Source organism: Pseudomonas sp. BF-B-15 (assembly GCF_019946675.1).
GTDB classification, from domain to species: Bacteria; Pseudomonadota; Gammaproteobacteria; order Pseudomonadales; family Pseudomonadaceae; genus Aquipseudomonas; species Aquipseudomonas migulae.
Genome location: NZ_JAGYFZ010000006.1, coordinates 67,200 through 82,697, shown reverse-complemented (window position 1 = coordinate 82,697; position 15,498 = coordinate 67,200). Strand labels below are relative to the sequence as shown.

Below are 15,498 nucleotides of genomic sequence, written 5' to 3'. Positions count from 1 at the left end.
AACCTCATGCCGATTCGGCATAGGGTAGGCGTTTACGGCATTAGACGTCGCATCCTTGCATCGGAATAGTTGCGCCTTTTTTCGCCTGCCAGAGAGCCATAAATACTCGCTCCGGGGCACCTTATACGGGGGCAGATGCACAAGACTTTTTCGCCAAAAGCGTTCCAGTTCCCGCATCTGCCTGAGTCAAACGCAAGTAAGGGTAAAGATATGAAGAAGGCAAAGCTTAGCCTCGCCTGGCAGATCCTAATCGGTCTGGTATTGGGGATTGCAATCGGTGCGCTGCTCAACCATTTCAGTGCCGAAAAGGCTTGGTGGATCAGCAACGTTCTGCAACCAGCAGGCGATATCTTTATCCGTCTGATCAAGATGATCGTGATCCCGATCGTGATCTCGTCGTTGATCGTCGGTATTGCGGGCGTCGGTGACGCGAAGAAACTCGGCAGCATCGGCCTCAAGACGATCATCTACTTCGAAGTCGTCACCACCATCGCCATCGTCGTTGGCCTGCTGCTCGCCAACCTGTTCCACCCGGGTGCCGGCATCGACATGAGCACCCTGGGTACCGTGGATATTTCCAAGTACCAGGCGACCGCCGCCGAGGTACAGCATGAACACGCGTTCATCGAAACCATCCTCAACCTGATCCCATCCAACATCTTCGCGGCCATGGCCCGCGGCGAAATGCTGCCGATCATCTTCTTCTCGGTGCTGTTCGGTCTCGGTTTGTCGAGCCTGAAGCCCGAGTTGCGCGACCCGCTGGTAACGATGTTCCAGGGCGTGTCGGAAAGCATGTTCAAGGTCACCCACATGATCATGAACTACGCCCCGATCGGCGTATTCGCACTGATCGCGGTGACCGTAGCCAACTTCGGCTTCGCGTCCCTGCTGCCGCTGGCCAAACTGGTGATCCTGGTTTACGTCGCCATCGCCTTCTTTGCCTTCGTGGTGCTGGGCCTGATCGCTCGCCTGTTCGGTTTCTCGGTGATCAAGCTGATGCGCATCTTCAAGGATGAGCTGGTGCTGGCCTACTCCACCGCCTCCTCCGAAACCGTGCTGCCACGCGTGATCGAGAAGATGGAAGCCTACGGCGCACCGAAAGCCATTTGCAGTTTCGTGGTACCGACTGGTTACTCGTTCAACCTTGACGGTTCGACCTTGTATCAGAGCATCGCGGCAATCTTCATTGCCCAGCTCTATGGCATCGACCTGTCGATCAGCCAGCAATTGCTGCTGGTACTGACCCTGATGGTCACCTCCAAAGGCATCGCCGGCGTTCCGGGCGTGTCCTTCGTGGTGCTGCTGGCAACCTTGGGCAGCGTGGGCATCCCGCTGGAAGGCCTGGCGTTCATCGCCGGTGTCGACCGCATCATGGACATGGCGCGTACGGCTCTGAACGTGATCGGCAATGCCCTGGCCGTGTTGGTCATCGCCCGTTGGGAAGGCATGTACGACGACGCCAAGGGCCAGCGCTACTGGAACTCCCTGCCGCACTGGCGCAGCAAGGAAAAGCTGCCGGTCGGCGAAGTGTCCAACAACTGACGCAGATCCCTGTAGGAGCGAGGCTTGCCCGCGAATGGGACGCCGCGGTATTTCAGTTAAACCGCGTTATCGTTCTTCGCTGGCAAGCCATGCTCCTACAGGACGCGGTTGCACGTACATTATGTGTACGACGCAATTGCACAAACGAACCCCGGAGAAATCCGGGGTTTGTCGTTTCTGGCTACCCCGCTATCATTCGCCGCATTCTTCGGGGGATTTACTGATGCTCAATGGCCTTTGGCTTGGCTTCTTCATTGTGGCGGCCGTGTCGGCGCTGGCGCAGTGGCTGATCGGCGGGAATGCCGGGATCTTCGCGGCGATGGTGGAAAGCATTTTCGCCATGGCCAAGTTGTCGGTCGAGGTCATGGTCCTGCTGTTCGGCACCCTCACCCTCTGGCTCGGTTTTCTGCGGATCGCCGAAAAGGCCGGGATCGTCGAGTGGCTGGCCAGAGCGCTGGGCCCGTTGTTCCTGCGTCTGATGCCAGAAGTGCCGGCCGGTCACCCCGCCATCGGCCTGATCACCCTGAACTTCGCCGCCAACGGCCTGGGCCTGGACAACGCCGCTACGCCGATCGGCCTTAAAGCCATGAAGGCGCTGCAAGAGCTCAACCCCAGCAACACCATTGCCAGCAACGCGCAAATCCTGTTCCTGGTGCTCAACGCCTCCTCCCTGACCCTGTTGCCGGTGACGATCTTCATGTACCGCGCGCAGCAAGGCGCGCCGGATCCGACGCTGGTGTTCCTGCCGATCCTGCTGGCCACCAGTTGCTCGACCATCGTCGGTTTCCTGGCTGTCGCCTTCATGCAACGCCTGCGCGTCTGGGACCCGGTGGTGCTGGCCTATATGATTCCCGGTGCCCTGATCCTTGGTAGTTTCATGGCGTTGCTGGCAACGCTCTCGGCCACCGCACTAGCCAGTTTGTCGTCGATCCTCGGCAATCTGACGCTCTTCGGGATAATCATGCTGTTCCTGGTGATCGGCGCGCTGCGCAAAGTGAAGGTCTACGAGGCCTTCGTCGAAGGCGCGAAAGAAGGCTTCGATGTGGCGAAGAATCTGCTGCCGTATCTGGTGGCGATGCTCTGTGCCGTCGGTGTACTACGGGCGTCCGGTGCGCTGGATTTCGGCCTCGACGGTATTCGGCACCTGGTGGAATGGGCCGGTTGGGATACGCGTTTCGTCGACGCGCTGCCGACGGCGATGGTCAAGCCGTTCTCCGGTAGCGCCGCACGGGCGATGCTGATCGAAACCATGAAGACGTCCGGGGTAGACAGCTTCCCTGCGTTGGTAGCGGCGACGATTCAGGGCAGTACCGAGACGACGTTCTATGTGCTGGCCGTGTACTTCGGCGCGGTGGGGATTCAGCGGGCACGGCATGCGGTGGGGTGTGCGTTGCTGGCGGAGCTGGCCGGGGTGCTAGGCGCCATTGGCGTCTGCTACTGGTTCTTCGGCTAACCACCCCCCTGTGGGAGTGAGACCGGCTTGCCGGCGATGGCGGTGTACCAGTCGAAATGAATGTGACTGACGCTCCGCTATCGCGAGCAGGCTCGCTCCTACAGGGGATTGCGTCGGCTTACGGTCGCGGTGGCGGCGCGACTTTCTGTCCTTGTTCAACCGCCCAATCCACCACCTGCGCCGTCAGCTGATCGCTCGCCAGGCCAAACCCGGCCACCACCGCTGGCACCTTCACATCGCTCAGCGGCTGACGCACTTCGAAGCGGCGGCTGGCGAGAATGCGCTGGTCGTAACCACGCACCAGCAACGCATCCAGACGCACAACGACACTCGCCGAGGTGCCTTGGTATTCAGTCTGGAACGCTTGCAAACTCCCGCCCAACTCCAGATCCGCCTGGAAATTGCTGTCATCGGTGCTCAACAACGGCACCCGGCCATCGCGCTGGAAACCATCGAGCAGACGATTGCGCAGCAGCACCGGCGCCGGATCGCTCCAGCGTGAAGCCTTGTAGCTGCTGATCAGGTCGCCTTGCGGTATCACGGCGATTTGCGGACTGTTCAACGCCTCGCTGGCCTGCGGTTTGGTGAGGCGCAGTGACCAGCGTTGCGCCGTGCCATAACTGCCCGAAACGCTGCCCTGGACCGAGGGCAGCCGATAGACGTCGGACGGTTCGGACTTGGGCAGGATCGAGCAGGCGCCGGTCAGCGTAAAAACGCCGAGGAGGGCGATGTGAGTCAGCTTCATGGCGTGAACTCCTTGTTCTTGTCATTGCCCAGCAAGTAACCGCTCGGGTTGGCTTCCAGGCGCTGGGAGATGGCGCGCAACGAGGTCAGGGTGTCGCGCAACTCACGTACAGCCGGGGCCAGGCCATTGAGGCCTTGCATGCCGCTGTTGAGCGAATCCTGGTTGTTGGTGAGCAATTTGTTGATGGTTGCGCTGCTTTGTTCCAGCGACTTCATGGCTTGCTCGGCGCTGCCGAACATCTGCGTGCCCTGATCGGTGAGCAGGCCGTTGGCGTTGCGCATCAGGGCGGCGGTCTGTTCCAGCGTCGCCGTCGCTTGTTTACCGATGGCAGAGAGTTGCTGCATCGCCTGACGGATGTCACCGCGCTGATCGGCGATGGTGCCGGTGGTTTGTTCCAGGTGTTCGAGGGTCTTGCTGATGCGCTCGACGTTCTCCGACGAAAACATCTGATTGGCGTTGTGCATCAACACGTTCACGCCGGCCATCAAGTCGTTGCTGTCGTTGAGCAAACGGGCGATGGGCGAGGGCGAGGCCACAATCGTCGGCAAGTTGCCGTCGTGGCCCTTGAGCGTCGGGCTCTGTGGTGTACCGCCACTGAGCTGGATGATCGAGGTGCCGGTGATCCCGGTCAGCGCCAGTTTGGCCTGGGTGTCTTCCTTGATCGGCGTATCGCCGCCGAGGCGAATCCGCGCCAGCACGCGACGCGGGTCTTTCGGGTCCAGGCGCAAACTCACCACATCGCCGACCTTGATCCCGCTGTACTGCACGGCGCTGCCCTTGGACAGGCCGCTGACCGCCTCGTTGAAGACGATCTCGTAATCCTTGAACTCGGTGTCGACACTGGACTTGGCCAGCCACAGGCCGAAGAGCAGGGCGCTTGCCACCACAATCACAGTGAACAGGCCGATCAATATGTGATGGGCTCGGGTTTCCATGTCAGACCTCGTTAAGCTGTTGAGCGGCTGACAGCGCCGCGCGGCCGCGAGGGCCATGGAAGTATTCGTGAATCCACGCGTCGTCGGTTTCCGACACCTTGTCGATGGCGTCCGCCACCAGCACTTTCTTCTGCGCCAGCACCGCCACGCGGTCGGTGATGGTGTAGAGCGTGTCGAGGTCGTGGGTCACCAGAAACACACTCAGCCCTAACGCGTCGCGCAGGGTCAGGATCAATTGATCGAAGGCTGCCGCGCCAATCGGATCGAGGCCGGCGGTGGGCTCGTCGAGGAACAGGATGTCCGGGTCCAGCGCCAGCGCCCGGGCCAGTGCCGCGCGCTTGATCATGCCGCCGGACAGCGAAGCGGGGTACTTGTCCGCCGCCGACAGCGGCAACCCGGCCAACGCCAGTTTCACCGCCGCCAGGTGTTCGGCATCGTTGCGGCTCAGCCCGGCGTGTTCGATCAGGGGCAGGGCGACGTTCTCGGTCACGGTCAGCGAAGAGAACAGCGCGCCTTTCTGAAACAGCACACCGAAGCGCCGTTCGACCATCGAGCGCTCGTGTTCGGACAGGGTCGGCAGGTTTTTACCAAAGACTTTCACCACGCCTTCGCTGGGCTGGCGCAGGCCGACAATGCTGCGCAACAGCACCGACTTGCCACTGCCGGAACCGCCGACCACCGCGAGGATTTCGCCCTTGTACAAATCCAGGTCGAGGTTCTCGTGCACGCTCTGGCGACCGAAGCGATTGCACAGCCCACGGACCTCTATCACCGCCTCGGAGGGCGCTCGGGGTAGACGACTCACCAGCCCATCTCCATGAAAAACAGTGCGGCCACGGCGTCGAGCACGATCACCACGAAAATCGACTGCACCACGCTCGACGTGGTGTGCGCCCCGACGGACTCGGCGCTGCCGCTGACCTTGAAGCCTTCAAGGCAACCGATGGCGGCGATCAGGAAGGCGAAGATCGGCGCTTTGACGATGCCGACCAGAAAGTGCTGCACACCAATGTCGGTTTGCAGCAGCGACAAGAACATCGCCGGCGAGATATCCAGCGCCACGGCGCAGACCACGCCACCGCCGACAATCCCAGAGAGCATCGCCACAAAGGTCAGCATCGGCAGCGCCACCAGCAGCGCCAGCACGCGTGGCACCACCAGCAACTCCATCGGGTCGAGACCCAAGGTGCGGATGGCGTCGATTTCTTCGTTGGCTTTCATCGAGCCGATCTGCGCGGTAAACGCACTGGCGGTGCGCCCGGCCATCAGGATTGCGGTCAGCAACACGCCGAACTCACGCAGGAAGGAGAACGCCACCAGGTCCACGGTGAAGATGCTCGCACCGAAACTCGCCAGCACCGTTGCGCCGAGAAACGCCACCACCGCACCCACAAGAAAGGTCAGCAGGGCAACAATGGGCGCGGCGTCGAGGCCGGTCTGTTCGATGTGCGCGACCATAGGCGTGATGCGCCAGCGCTTCGGGCGGAACAGCCCACGGGCGATGGTTTCCAGTATCAGACCGACGAAGCCCAGCAGTTGCAGGGTGTCTTGCCAGACGGCATCCACTGCGCGGCCGATACGGGTCAGCAACTGAATGCCGACGCTGATTTCCGCTTCCTTGATCGGTACGCAGAAGTCGGTCATCGAGCAATAAACGGTCTGCAACAACGCACGATCGGCGACAGACAAGGTGCAGTCCGGATGTTCAGCGGATTTTCCGAGACGGTCCGAACCGAGCAATTCCACCAGCAGCGATGCGCCGGCGGTGTCGAGCGCGCCGAGGCCATTGAGGTCGATGTGGGTTTTGTCGTCGTATTGGCCGCGAAGCTTTTCGCTCAGGTCCTTGAGTTCGGCGTAATGGGCAAGCGTCCAGTCACCCGTCACCCGCAACTGAGCGGGGGAGTGAGCGGCGTCCAGTTGGGCATTGCCGGCCATTGTGCTGCTGGTCATAAGCTCCGTGCTTGTTCGGCTGTTACGCAGAGCTACGTAATAGCACGAACCGCATTACTTTTCTTTGGTCGGTGTGCTGTCCGTGATCTTGAAGCGCAACACCCCGATCAATTGGCCGTCTTCGGTCAGCACCCGAACCTGCCACTTGCCCGCCGGGTTACCGGGGAAGTTCTGCTTGTGGGTCCAGGCGCGATAGCCTTCCTTGCGCCCGCCGTGGATGTCCAGGGCGATGCGGTCGACCTCTTTGCCGTTGAACTGCCACACATGGTAAATGCGCTCGTCGAGACCGCGCGGGGCGTTGATCGCGGTGTAGGCGTACAGACCATCGCCACGGATCTGCTCGGCGCTGACTTCTTCCAGACTCTTGCCCGGCGTGCGGTCCTGCATTTGCGTACTGATCGCCACATCGGTCATCCACAACGTGGCCGGCGGCACCCACGAGCGCAGCACCCAACCCACGCCGCCGATGCCGACGGTGATGCTCAGGATTGCCAGTGCGTTGCGCACGGTGCGAATGGGGAAGATCGACGCCAGGCTCGGGAACGACAGCACGACGGCGGTGCCCAGCGCCAGTTTGAAACTCTGGGAGGTGGTCAGGTGCAGGATGACGGGCAGGGCGGTCAGCAGCGCGGCAAACAGCGTCAGCGTATGCAATGCCAGGAACGCCCAGCGCCGGGGCGCCAGCCACTTGTAGTAAAGCGGATCAGTGATGGAAATCAGCGCGGCGATGCCCAGCAGCCCGGTGAAGAACAACTGGCCGCTGTTCCAGGTGGTGGTGATGAAAAAGAACGGCAGGACAAAAAACAGGCTTTCCTGGTGGATCATCTGCGTCGCATAACGCAGCAACGGCTGGGGAATTTCCCGTTTGAAGATTCGGGTGAAGAGCTTGGTGAGGCTGTTTTCCAGCATCAGCCAGATCCAGCTCAACACCATGATGATGGTGATCCACGTCGCCAGGCCTTGCTGACGATCCACCAGCATGAAGCTGCCGACCCCGGAAATGAAACCGCCGAGCGCAATGACCCCGGGATAGCGCTTCATCAGTTCGAGGATGCGCTGTACGAACAAGGTCAGGGTGGGCATTCGGCGGTTCACAATAGTCGTAGGAAAAAACCCCGACAGGTTACCGCCCGGGGGGCGGTGTGGCGAGGGTGAAGTAGCGTTCGCTGGCCTACGCAAAACTGTAGGAGCCGGCTTGCTGGCGATGGACTCAAAGGCACCGCGTTTATTCAGAAAATACGCGTTATCGTTGACGACCATCGCCAGCAAGCCGGCTCCTACAGGGGTTGGCTATTGCTTACGATGGATGCGCCACGCCACTAGTCCGAGCACCATCAAAGCGAACGCCCCGGCAATTGCCCACAGCACCTGGTCATAACTCATCAACGGCTTCTCGATCCGCAGATAACCCGGCTGCAGGAGCAATTCACGCATGGCCTTGTTGGCTTTTTCCAGCGTAACCCCCTGGAGCTCCTTGGCCGGGTCGGCGAAGCGGCCGTCTTCGTAGTCGCTCAACGCGCTCCAGTAGTAATCGGCCAACGCGCTGTTGCCTTGCACGGCCCAGGCCTGGCGCGCGATGGCGGCCTGCTTGAGACGGTTGAAGGTGCCGGCGTCCAGACCGTCCTTGAGCAACCCGGCCTTCAACTCATCCAGCACCTGTTCCGCCGCCGTCACATCGTCGCGCTCAAGGTCGGCGTTGAGGCTCATGAAACCCACGCCGCCAAACACTTCGCGCTCGGCGGAGGGGCCATAGGACAGACCATGGGCAAGGCGCATCTGACGATAGAGCGCCCAGTCCAGATAATCCTTGAGCAGGTCGAAGGTTTCGTCGTGCTGATCCGCCAGCACGGGCTCCGGCACCAACCAGTGCAACTTGGCACCCGCGCCGACAATACCGTGACTCAACGTGCGTTCATGGGCCGCGCTGGCGTTGATTTCCGGCAGCGGCGGGTGATCGGTAGGGTCAACCGCATCAAGCTCGCCCCAGGCCCGTTCCAGATAACCCGGCAGCAAGCGGTCGAGGTCGCCGACCACGATCAGGGTCATGTTGTTGGGCGCGTACCAGGCCTTGCGTACCTTCTCCAGTTGTTCGCGGGTCAGGTAATCGACCTCAGCCCGCTCCGGGCACTTAAGGCCCAGCTCCACGGCTAGTTGATTGCTCGCGGTGTGGCCCAGGTCCTGACGATCCAGCCACCGTTGCAGGTGCGAGTAATGGCCGCCGTCTTCGCGCTCGACCACTTTCTTGGCAGCGTTGATCGCGTTGTCGTCGATTCGGGTCTGGGTCAACAGCGCCAACAGCAGGTCGAGGACCTTGCGCTGGTTTTTCGCCGGGGCTTCGATGACGAACGTGGTGTCGGCGTTGCTGGTGTAGGCGTTCCACTCGCCGCCCAGCGCCTGCATGCGCTCTTCCAGACCACCTTCGCCGGTGGCGTCGATGCCACTGAACAGCAAGTGTTCGAGCAGGTGCGGAAGCTCCTTGTCGGCGCAGTTGAAATCATCGATGCCGACGCCGACCACCAGGCGAATCGCCACATGCCCGCGCTCGGTGCCGGGCTTGAGCAGCAATTGCAGGCCGTTGGGCAGCGTATAGCCCTCGACCTGGAAGCGGTCCAGGGCAAAGGAGGGGAATGATCCGAGCAACAGGCAGGCGAACAACAAACAACGCATAGCGAGTTTCCATACGGCTGATTTGGAGATCCGTGTCGTCAGTCAGGGCCTCTTCGCGAGCAAGTCGAACCGTCGCACCGCCGCTCCCACAGAGGAATGCATTTCAAATGTGGGAGCGGGCTTGCTCGCGAATGGCCATCAAGCTGAATACATATAACTGACTGACCACACTGCCAGACGTTCAAGGCGAATGTGTGATGTCAGCCAAATCATCTACAGCGAGCGCACCGGTGTCAGACGTTTCCAGCACCACGTAAGCACTGCTGCAAAACAGAGAATTCAGACGCTTCATGTCGGCGATCAGCTCCAGGTGCAGCGAGCTGGTCTCGATACTCTGCACAATCTTACGTTGCAACCGGCTGACGTGAGCATGGGCCAGGCGGCGTTCCTGTGCACGAAAGCGACGCTTCTCCCGCAGCAACTGGCGGGCACTTTCCTTGTCGGCGCTGAGGAACACCGACAACCCCAGGCGCAAATTGGAAATCAACTGGCTGTGCAGCCCCGCCAATTCGTCCAGGCCGACCTCGGAAAAAGACCGGCGCTGCGAGGTTTTCTGTTGCTGCACCTTGCGCAACATGCGCTCGATCAGGTCGCTGGCGAGTTTGAGGTTGATCGCCAGCTCGATGATTTCTGCCCAACGCCGACTGTCTTGCTCACTGAGGTCTTCACGGGGCATTTGCGCCAGATAGAGCTTGATCGAGTTGTAGAGCGCATCCACATCATCGGTCAGGCGACGCATTTCCTGGGTGACGGCAGTTTGCTTGCCGCGCAGCACGTCGAGCATGGCTTCCAGCATGCTGTCGATCAGATCGCCTATGCGCAGGGTTTCCCGGACGGCGTTGGCCAGCGCCAGGCTGGGGGTCACCAGCGCCGTCGGATCAAGGTGCCGTGGTTTGGCCGTGCCGTTGATTTCCGGGCGCTCCGGCAAGAGCCATGCGCACAGCCTGGCCATTATCCCGACCGTCGGCAGCAAGATCAGGCAGCGAGCCGTGTTGTAGAGCAGGTGGAAGCCGATGACCATTTCCTGGGGGCTGAAGTCGAGGCTGTCGATCCAGTGCACCAACGGGTCGAGCACCGGAATGATCAGCAACAGGCCAATTAGCTTGTACAGCAGGCTCCCGAGCGCCACCTGACGGCCCGCGGCGTTCTGCATGCTGGTGCTCATGAACGCCAGAATGCCGCTGCCGATGTTGGCGCCGATCACCAGGCCGATGGCCACCGGCAAGCTGATCACGCTGGCGCCGGCCAGGGTCGCGGTCAGCAGGACGGCGGCCAGGCTGGAGTAGGAAACCATCGCGAACAGGGCGCCGACCAAGGCGTCGAGCAGGATGTCGCCGGTCAGCGAGGCGAAGATGACCTTGACCCCTTGCGCCTGGGTGATCGGCGCCGCCGCTTCGACGATCAGTTGCAGGGCCAGAATGATCAGGCCCAGACCGATGGCCACCCGGCCCATCTGGCCGAGCCGCGTCTGTTTGCGCGACAGGAAGAAAATCACCCCGAGAAAAATCAGCAGCGGCGACAGCCATGACAAATCGAACGTCAGCACCCGTGCCATCAACGCCGTACCGACATCGGCGCCGAGCATGGTCGCCAGCGCAGGCATCAGCGCCATCAGGCCCTGGCCGACAAAGGAGGTGACGAGCATGGCGGTGGCGTTGCTGCTCTGGACCATGGCGGTCACGACTATGCCGGCGATGAACGCCAGCCAGCGCTTGGACATGTTCTGGCCGATCACATGGCGCAGGTTGGAACCGTAGACCCGCAGGATGCCGGTTCGGACGATGTGCGTGCCCCAGATCAGCAAGGCCACGGCAGATAACAAATTGAGCAGGGTGAGCATAAGGGCCCCCTGTGGTGGTAGCGCCCCAAAGGAGCAAGTTGACGGTGCCGCGCGACTTTCTACGTTGTGTACTTAAGCTGTAGTTGGCTAACGGTCTGCGCGCCAGCATCGCATAGCTAAAGAGGTGATTGAAACAAAACTGTCATGAAATCAGGGCCTGGCGGCCGCACAAAAAAAATGTGGGAGCGAGCCTGCTCGCGATGAGGCCGTCACATTCAACATTGATGTTGACTGACTGGCCGCTATCGCGAGCAGGCTCGCTCCCACAGGTTTTACATTCGGCTTACTGCCCAGGAATATCCTTGCGCAGTTTCACCGGGTCCTGCTGTTTCTTCTTCTTCGCAATCGCGGTGCGCATCTTGATGTTGATCGCTTCCACCGCCAGCGAGAACGCCATGGCGAAGTAGACGTAGCCTTTTGGCACGTGCACATCGAAGGATTCGGCAATCAGCACGGTACCGACAATCAGCAGGAACGCCAGCGCCAGCATCTTCAGCGACGGGTGCTTGTCGATGAACGAGCTGATGGTGCCGGAAGCCAGCATCATCACCAGCACAGCCACAACAATCGCCGCGACCATGACCGGTACGTGGGAGACCATGCCGACGGCGGTGATCACCGAGTCCAGCGAGAACACGATGTCGATGATCGCGATCTGGATGATGGTGTAGAGGAAGTTACCGCCCTTGCCACCCGGCTCCTCGTTGGTTTCGTCTTCACCTTCCAGCGCGTGGTACATCTCCTGCGAGCTCTTCCACAGCAGGAACAGACCACCGAAGAACAGGATCAGGTCTCGCCCGGAAATGCCCTGGCCGAACACTTCGAACAAGTCTGCGGTGAGGCGCATGACCCAGGTAATCGACAGCAGCAATAGAATCCGCGTGACCATGGCCAGCGCCAGGCCGAAGATTCGGGTGCGCGCCTGCATGTGCTTGGGCATGCGGCTGACCAGGATCGAAATCATGATGATGTTATCGATACCCAGGACGATTTCCAGGGCGGTCAGGGTAAAGAAGGCAACCCAGATTTCAGGGTTGGTCAGCCATTCCATGTGTATTCCTTTGAGCGAGTGTTAAACCACAAAGGGCCCAGGCTTCAAAAAACGAAGCCTGGACCCCCAGTGGTGAGTCTTGGGCTTATAGAGTGCTGAACAGCGGAAAAATCCCCATCAGCAATGCTGCAACCAGTATGCACATGCACACCAGCACTGCCCATTTCAGGGTAAAGCGCTGATGGTCACCGAAGTCGATACCGGCCAGGGCCACCAACAAATAGGTCGATGGTACCAGCGGGCTCAGCAAGTGGACGGGCTGACCGACGATCGAGGCACGTGCCATTTCAACTGCGGTTATACCGTAATGACTGGCCGCTTCGGCAAGTACTGGTAACACGCCGTAATAAAATGCGTCGTTCGACATGAAGAACGTGAACGGCATGCTCACCAGCGCGGTGATCACGGCCAGGTACGGGCCGAGGAAATCCGGGATGACCGCCAACAGGCTCTTCGACATCGCATCGACCATGCCGGTGCCCGACAGGATACCGGTGAAGATGCCTGCCGCGAAGATCAAACCGACCACCGCCAGCACGCTGCCGGCGTGGGCCGCAACGCGATCCTTCTGCTGTTGCAGGCAAGGATAGTTGACGATCATGGCAATACTGAACGCCACCATGAACAGCACCGGCAACGGCAGCAGGCCTGCGATCAGGGTGCACATCAGTGCGAATGTCAGGGCACCGTTGAACCAGATCAGCTTTGGACGACGGGCGTCCGGGAACTGCGAAACGCTGATTTCGCTGTGGTCGATTTCGTCGCCCACCAGGTGCAGCTCACCCAGACGCGCACGTTCACGTTTGCCGTAGAAGTAAGCGATGGCCAGGATGGCCAGGACACCGGCACCCATCGCCGGAATCATCGGTACGAAGATCGCCGACGGGTCCACATGCAACGCACTGGCCGCACGGGCAGTCGGACCGCCCCAGGGCGTCATGTTCATCACGCCACCGGCGAGGATGATCAGGCCAGCCATAATCCGCGGGCTCATGCCGATGCGGCTGTAGAGCGGCAGCATGGCGGCCACGCAGATCATGTAAGTGGTCGCGCCGTCACCATCGAGGGAGACGACGAGCGCCAGTACGGCGGTGCCGACCGAAACTTTCAACGGGTCGCCCTTGACCAGTTTGAGGATCTTGCGCACGGCCGGGTCGAACAGGCCGGAGTCGATCATCAGGGCGAAGTAGAGGATGGCGAACATCAGCATCACGCCGGTCGGCGCAAGCTTGGTGATGCCTTCGAGCATCATCGGGCCGATCTTCGGCGCAAAACCGCCGAACAGAGCGAAGACGATTGGAATGATGATCAGGGCGATCAGCGCAGACAGGCGCTTGGTCATGATCAGGAACATGAACGTGATGACCATGGCGAAGCCAAGGAAAGTCAGCATGGGAATACTCCAGGCGTAGCGCGGCTAGGGAATGGGCGAACCGGGTGGGTCAGCGCAGAACGGGAAGCACGAGGCGTACGGGCGGAGTTGCGGCGAAGCGGCGAGTAGTAAAGGACATCAGGGTCACCATTGTTGTTGTTAAATGGGCTGTGCGAGCGATAAAACACTGGCATTGGCCGACCGGTCTGTTGCCGGTAGTGGGGGCGATCCTAATCGGGGAAGCTTTCACCCAGCTTTCGCCGATGAAAGCATTGACCGGATGTGCGACCGGTCGTCGGACGGGTGGCAGGGCGTGAGACCGAGTTGAGGCCATCGCGAGCAGGCTCACTCCCACATTGATCTCGTCGCCCCCCATTCTGTATTCACTGAAGATCTAATGTGGGAGCGAGCCTGCTCGCGATGGCGTCGGAACATACGCAACAGGAGGAAATGTGATGAACGAACTTCACACAGGCGGCTGCCACTGCGGACATCTGCGCTATCAATTCAGCGGCCCGCTGCACGACATCGCCCACTGCCACTGCTCAATCTGCCGACGAGTCAGCGGCGGGATCGTGACCACCTGGATCACCGTGCCCGCATCGACCTTTGAATGGCTGAAAGGCACACCGGCGCAGTACGCCTCGTCATCCAGTTGCGTACGATATTTCTGCCCGAACTGTGGGGCGCAACTCGCGCTGGTGACACACCTCAGTCCCGAAAGCATCGACCTGACCATCGCCACGCTCGATCATCCCGAGCAGGCTCCGGCCGAGCGGCACATCTGGACCGACAGCCGTCTGCCCTGGCTGCACCTGGACGAACACCTGCCGGGCGAAGCCGAAGAAACACTCTGATCAAAAAATAGACAGGTCCAGCGGCCGGATCGCCCCCATCCAGATGGCATGTTCGGTGTGGTCGAGCAGATCGTCGCCGGTGTCCGGGTGCAGGAACACCACCAAACCCTTGCGGTTGAGCGCCAGCCACGGCAACACGTCGCCGATGAGTTCCGGCCCGAATGCCAGTTGGCAACTCCAGTCCGGGTGCGGGCCGACCGGACGTTCGTGCACCCGACCCATTTTCAGCGGGAACAGCTGTGCCGCCCGCTCACACAAGGTTCGCGCCTGGTCGATGGTGCTGGCGTCGAAATACACGTGGGCGTGGTAACCCTTGATCTGTTGCATCTGAAACCCTCTGAATCCCTGTCGAACCCTCACCGTCTCCCACAGGTCAAATGCTATACACCCAGGAAACGGAGCCCAGCCATGAAAAATGCCGAAACCCCGGTGGTAAAAGTGGTGCTTTATGGTGCCATGAGTAGCCTGGGCAGTGCGCTGATGGCTGAGATGCTGCGGCGGCAACACGAAGTGATCGCCATCCTCGATGACTTGACGGCACTCGCGCCACGTCCGGGTTTGCGCACCAAGACGGGCGACCTGTTTGAGGCCGAGCGCGTCAAACAAAGCGTCGCGGGCTGTTCGGCCGTCATCTGTCTATTAGACGCACCAGGCTTGCCGTTCAACAGCGAACACGTTGAAAAAACCATTGTTCCGGGCCCGGTCGAACAGGTGCTCGCCGTCGATGCGCTGATAGCCGGCATGCAGGCTGCCGGCATTGCCCGACTGTTTCTGGTGGGGGATTTCGAGGTGTTGGACGATCCGGAGATCGAGGATCAACTGCAACGCCACGCCGCCGAAGAAATCCACGAATCCCTGCAAAGCAGTAAGTTGCACTGGACGCTGGTGAATGCACCGCGTGGCATCCCGGGGCTGACGATCGAGCATTTCAGCCACGCCAGCAGCAGCCTGGAACCGGGGCTGGCCGAACCGCTGGATCGCTTGAAACGTGTCGCGATAGGGATCGCCGATGAAATGCACTTCAATCTTCACGTGGGCGAACACGTGAATTTCGTGGCGACTTCAGAGTAGTGAAAGCTCGGGCCG

Annotated in this window: 14 protein-coding genes; 4 read left to right on the top strand and 10 right to left on the bottom strand. The window is 60.6% G+C overall.

What is annotated here, in order from left to right; all coding sequences use genetic code 11:
* Nucleotides 1-210: 210 nt before the first annotated feature.
* Both gltP and KGA97_RS03640 read left to right on the top strand, forming a co-directional pair.
* Nucleotides 211-1,542: a glutamate/aspartate:proton symporter GltP gene (gltP, locus tag KGA97_RS03645; RefSeq protein WP_008044718.1), complete on the top strand. Its 1,332-nt coding sequence runs from the start codon at nucleotides 211-213 to the stop codon at nucleotides 1,540-1,542.
* 223 nt (nucleotides 1,543-1,765) lie between these two features.
* On the top strand, nucleotides 1,766-2,995 hold the full coding sequence (locus tag KGA97_RS03640; protein WP_223480229.1) for a nucleoside recognition domain-containing protein: 1,230 nt from the start codon (nucleotides 1,766-1,768) through the stop codon (nucleotides 2,993-2,995).
* A 118-nt stretch (nucleotides 2,996-3,113) separates the two neighbouring features.
* On the opposite strand, the gene KGA97_RS03635 is transcribed toward KGA97_RS03640, so the two are convergent.
* From KGA97_RS03635 to KGA97_RS03595, 9 genes are all read right to left on the bottom strand, one after another.
* On the bottom strand, nucleotides 3,114-3,740 hold the full coding sequence (locus tag KGA97_RS03635) for an ABC-type transport auxiliary lipoprotein family protein (protein WP_223480228.1): 627 nt from the start codon (nucleotides 3,738-3,740) through the stop codon (nucleotides 3,114-3,116).
* Nucleotides 3,737-4,675, bottom strand: a complete 939-nt coding sequence (locus tag KGA97_RS03630) for an MlaD family protein (protein ID WP_192228125.1) — start codon at nucleotides 4,673-4,675, stop codon at nucleotides 3,737-3,739. The genes KGA97_RS03635 and KGA97_RS03630 overlap by 4 nt, the downstream gene beginning before the upstream one ends.
* Nucleotide 4,676: 1 nt before the next feature.
* Nucleotides 4,677-5,480, bottom strand: a complete 804-nt coding sequence (locus KGA97_RS03625) for an ABC transporter ATP-binding protein (RefSeq protein WP_008044731.1) — start codon at nucleotides 5,478-5,480, stop codon at nucleotides 4,677-4,679.
* Entirely contained in the window at nucleotides 5,477-6,625 is a 1,149-nt protein-coding gene (locus KGA97_RS03620; protein WP_032828683.1) for an ABC transporter permease, read from the bottom strand. The genes KGA97_RS03625 and KGA97_RS03620 overlap by 4 nt, the downstream gene beginning before the upstream one ends.
* A 54-nt stretch (nucleotides 6,626-6,679) precedes the next feature.
* The gene (locus KGA97_RS03615) at nucleotides 6,680-7,708 is read right to left on the bottom strand and encodes a DUF5924 family protein (RefSeq protein ID WP_008044733.1); all 1,029 of its coding nucleotides are present in this window, start codon (nucleotides 7,706-7,708) and stop codon (nucleotides 6,680-6,682) included.
* Nucleotides 7,709-7,915: 207 nt separating this feature from the next.
* Nucleotides 7,916-9,292, bottom strand: a complete 1,377-nt coding sequence (locus tag KGA97_RS03610) for a M16 family metallopeptidase (RefSeq protein ID WP_223480227.1) — start codon at nucleotides 9,290-9,292, stop codon at nucleotides 7,916-7,918.
* Nucleotides 9,293-9,473: 181 nt separating this feature from the next.
* Nucleotides 9,474-11,132: a Na/Pi cotransporter family protein gene (locus KGA97_RS03605; RefSeq protein WP_008044735.1), complete on the bottom strand. Its 1,659-nt coding sequence runs from the start codon at nucleotides 11,130-11,132 to the stop codon at nucleotides 9,474-9,476.
* 283 nt (nucleotides 11,133-11,415) lie between these two features.
* A complete protein-coding gene (locus KGA97_RS03600) occupies nucleotides 11,416-12,183 on the bottom strand; it encodes a TerC family protein (RefSeq protein ID WP_192228129.1) in 768 nt (255 codons plus the stop codon).
* An 85-nt stretch (nucleotides 12,184-12,268) separates the two neighbouring features.
* The gene (locus tag KGA97_RS03595; RefSeq protein WP_008027613.1) at nucleotides 12,269-13,576 is read right to left on the bottom strand and encodes a CitMHS family transporter; all 1,308 of its coding nucleotides are present in this window, start codon (nucleotides 13,574-13,576) and stop codon (nucleotides 12,269-12,271) included.
* A 434-nt stretch (nucleotides 13,577-14,010) separates the two neighbouring features.
* Between KGA97_RS03595 and KGA97_RS03590 the strand changes: the two genes are divergently transcribed.
* Complete coding sequence (locus KGA97_RS03590) at nucleotides 14,011-14,412, top strand: GFA family protein (RefSeq protein ID WP_223480226.1); 402 nt, start codon at nucleotides 14,011-14,013, stop codon at nucleotides 14,410-14,412.
* On the opposite strand, the gene KGA97_RS03585 is transcribed toward KGA97_RS03590, so the two are convergent.
* On the bottom strand, nucleotides 14,413-14,739 hold the full coding sequence (locus KGA97_RS03585) for a DOPA 4,5-dioxygenase family protein (protein WP_192228131.1): 327 nt from the start codon (nucleotides 14,737-14,739) through the stop codon (nucleotides 14,413-14,415).
* Nucleotides 14,740-14,820: 81 nt separating this feature from the next.
* On the opposite strand from KGA97_RS03585, the gene KGA97_RS03580 reads away from it, so the two are divergent.
* A complete protein-coding gene (locus KGA97_RS03580) occupies nucleotides 14,821-15,483 on the top strand; it encodes an NAD(P)-dependent oxidoreductase (protein ID WP_223480225.1) in 663 nt (220 codons plus the stop codon).
* The last annotated feature ends 15 nt before the right edge of the window (nucleotides 15,484-15,498 follow it).

What these genes read in the sequence shown, in the direction of transcription:
- gltP (WP_008044718.1), top strand. Translation starts at nt 211, where the DNA reads ATGAAGAAGGCAAAGCTTAGCCTCGCCTGGCAGATCCTAATCGGTCTG.
- KGA97_RS03640 (WP_223480229.1), top strand. Translation starts at nt 1,766, where the DNA reads ATGCTCAATGGCCTTTGGCTTGGCTTCTTCATTGTGGCGGCCGTGTCG.
- KGA97_RS03635 (WP_223480228.1), bottom strand. Translation starts at nt 3,740, where the DNA reads ATGAAGCTGACTCACATCGCCCTCCTCGGCGTTTTTACGCTGACCGGC.
- KGA97_RS03630 (WP_192228125.1), bottom strand. Translation starts at nt 4,675, where the DNA reads ATGGAAACCCGAGCCCATCACATATTGATCGGCCTGTTCACTGTGATT.
- KGA97_RS03620 (WP_032828683.1), bottom strand. Translation starts at nt 6,625, where the DNA reads ATGACCAGCAGCACAATGGCCGGCAATGCCCAACTGGACGCCGCTCAC.
- KGA97_RS03615 (WP_008044733.1), bottom strand. Translation starts at nt 7,708, where the DNA reads ATGCCCACCCTGACCTTGTTCGTACAGCGCATCCTCGAACTGATGAAG.
- KGA97_RS03610 (WP_223480227.1), bottom strand. Translation starts at nt 9,292, where the DNA reads ATGCGTTGTTTGTTGTTCGCCTGCCTGTTGCTCGGATCATTCCCCTCC.
- KGA97_RS03605 (WP_008044735.1), bottom strand. Translation starts at nt 11,132, where the DNA reads ATGCTCACCCTGCTCAATTTGTTATCTGCCGTGGCCTTGCTGATCTGG.
- KGA97_RS03600 (WP_192228129.1), bottom strand. Translation starts at nt 12,183, where the DNA reads ATGGAATGGCTGACCAACCCTGAAATCTGGGTTGCCTTCTTTACCCTG.
- KGA97_RS03595 (WP_008027613.1), bottom strand. Translation starts at nt 13,576, where the DNA reads ATGCTGACTTTCCTTGGCTTCGCCATGGTCATCACGTTCATGTTCCTG.
- KGA97_RS03590 (WP_223480226.1), top strand. Translation starts at nt 14,011, where the DNA reads ATGAACGAACTTCACACAGGCGGCTGCCACTGCGGACATCTGCGCTAT.
- KGA97_RS03585 (WP_192228131.1), bottom strand. Translation starts at nt 14,739, where the DNA reads ATGCAACAGATCAAGGGTTACCACGCCCACGTGTATTTCGACGCCAGC.
- KGA97_RS03580 (WP_223480225.1), top strand. Translation starts at nt 14,821, where the DNA reads ATGAAAAATGCCGAAACCCCGGTGGTAAAAGTGGTGCTTTATGGTGCC.